General features: G+C 59.5%; 3 protein-coding genes and 1 pseudogene. 3 read left to right on the forward strand and 1 reads right to left on the reverse strand.

Annotation, left to right across the window (positions count from 1 at the left end; genetic code table 11):
* On the reverse strand, nt 1-237 hold a 237-nt coding region (locus WS68_RS06020; RefSeq protein WP_156429362.1), incomplete at its 3' end, for a transposase.
* Between the two features lie 52 nt (nt 238-289).
* On the opposite strand from WS68_RS06020, the gene WS68_RS06025 reads away from it, so the two are divergent.
* From WS68_RS06025 to WS68_RS06035, 3 genes and pseudogenes are all read left to right on the forward strand, one after another.
* Nucleotides 290-544, forward strand: a complete 255-nt coding sequence (locus WS68_RS06025; RefSeq protein ID WP_059569934.1) for a hypothetical protein — start codon at nt 290-292, stop codon at nt 542-544.
* Between the two features lie 42 nt (nt 545-586).
* Entirely contained in the window at nt 587-832 is a 246-nt protein-coding gene (locus WS68_RS06030) for a hypothetical protein (protein ID WP_059569935.1), read from the forward strand.
* 669 nt (nt 833-1,501) lie between these two features.
* Nucleotides 1,502-1,717: pseudogene (locus tag WS68_RS06035) on the forward strand (HlyD family secretion protein); the annotation flags it as partial.

Consider the following 1,717-nt stretch of genomic DNA (forward strand, 5'->3'; position numbering starts at 1 on the left):
TTCGGCTGTCGTGGCGCCGGCGCGCTGGCCCCGATCCTTCTGCTCCTGCCGAACCCATTTGCGTAGCGTCTCCGGCGTGCAGCCGACTTTCGCCGCGATCGAGCTGATGGCCGCCCATTCCGATTCGTACTCCCGCAGGTGGTCCAACACCATCCGCACGGCGCGTGCGCGCATCTCCGCCGAGTATTTCGGTTGGGCCTTCTTTTTTACATTGCTTTCAGGTTTTAAGGTTTCCATGACCCCATTCTCTCAAAGGTTGAGGTCTCCGAAAAACCCGGGCCGATTCACAATGCAAGAACTCACTCTGCAAGAGATCGATCTGGTTGGTGGCGCTCAAACTGGTGGCGGCCTGATCGGCGCACTTACGGGCCTGGTCGGCATCTACGGCAAAGGCCTGTACGATCTCGGCGCAGTGGCCACGGACCAACTGGCTGGCGGCCTCATCGGCGCGGGCAACATCATCCTCGGCCTGCCGGGGCAAGTGATTGGTGGCGCCGTCAACGGCTTCGCGACCGGCCTGTCAACCGTCACAAGCATCGTCTAAAGTCGTATCTAACCTCATTCAAAAATCTTTAGGAAAACCATCATGCAAGAACTCAATCAACAAGAAATCGACCTGGTTGGCGGCGCCAACAACATTCTGCAAGGCCTGTGGACTGGTGCTGTTCTGACCGCGCAAAACACCATCAGCACGGTTGGCGGCGCTGCTTACAACTTCGGCGTGAACCTGACGGACACGGCTGGCGGCATCCTGGCCGGCGCGACCAACGTTCTCGCTGGCGTTGCAACGGCCACGATCGGCACGATCGCTGGCGCACTGACCGGCAAGTAATCACAAGTCAAGGCGCGACTTACCAGGCGCCGGCGGCAATCTGCCAGCCGCGCCTGAACTAGTCGGACCAAACGCGTGCCCGGCCTTCGCGCCGGGCACGCGTTTTTATTTCCGTCGTCAGCCGCGCAACGCCGCCTCTGGCGAGTGCTCGAGCAGCCTCCCCGCGCCGGCATGGTATCAACTCCTCCGGTTCCTCTGCCGGCCTCGCGATCCATGCGCAACGCCTCATTCGATTACCTGTCGATTCGATCGTCAAATAGAGGAAAACTCATCAAATATGGTTAAAACGTAGGCCGACGCGCTTTCCTCTTTCGCCGCACTCCGATAAGTTTCGGGATAGCTGCTGCGCAATCTCGAGCGGTGCCTGTCCGGGATGGCGGATGCTACCGCGCTCATCGCGCCTTCATGGCGCAAGATCGCTCGGACATCGGACCCCGCGTCGTCATCATGTCGTTTGTCAAAACATCGACTCGACACCTACGTTAATCAGATATGCAAAAATTTACTCGAGCGGAAACGGGGTTATGCAATATGACGCTTTATTGCAGATACAACCCGCATCGAGCCACGGCAATCATCGAACAGTTCGCTGCGCTTGCGAGCGTGGTGCTCGAACGCCAGGTTCGCAACCAACGTCGCGCTTAATAAGCTAATTTCGGCTGTCCATTCATGACGCCCAACACACCTCTTTTCCGCCCTGCCGCGCAAGAAGCCCAACGCACGCAAACGCTGGGCGAGATCGTGCTGATCCGGCCGGTATCGTTCGCGGTCCTGACCACCGCGGCCATCGCCATGGCCCTCGGCGTGGTCCTGCTGTTCAGCTTCGGCACCTATACCCGCCGCACCACCGTCGACGGCACCCTCACCCCCGATACCGGGCTCAAC

The organism is Burkholderia sp. TSV86, assembly GCF_001522865.1.
Lineage (GTDB): Bacteria > Pseudomonadota > Gammaproteobacteria > Burkholderiales > Burkholderiaceae > Burkholderia.

What these genes read in the sequence shown, in the direction of transcription:
- WS68_RS06025 (WP_059569934.1), top strand. Translation starts at nt 290, where the DNA reads ATGCAAGAACTCACTCTGCAAGAGATCGATCTGGTTGGTGGCGCTCAA.
- WS68_RS06030 (WP_059569935.1), top strand. Translation starts at nt 587, where the DNA reads ATGCAAGAACTCAATCAACAAGAAATCGACCTGGTTGGCGGCGCCAAC.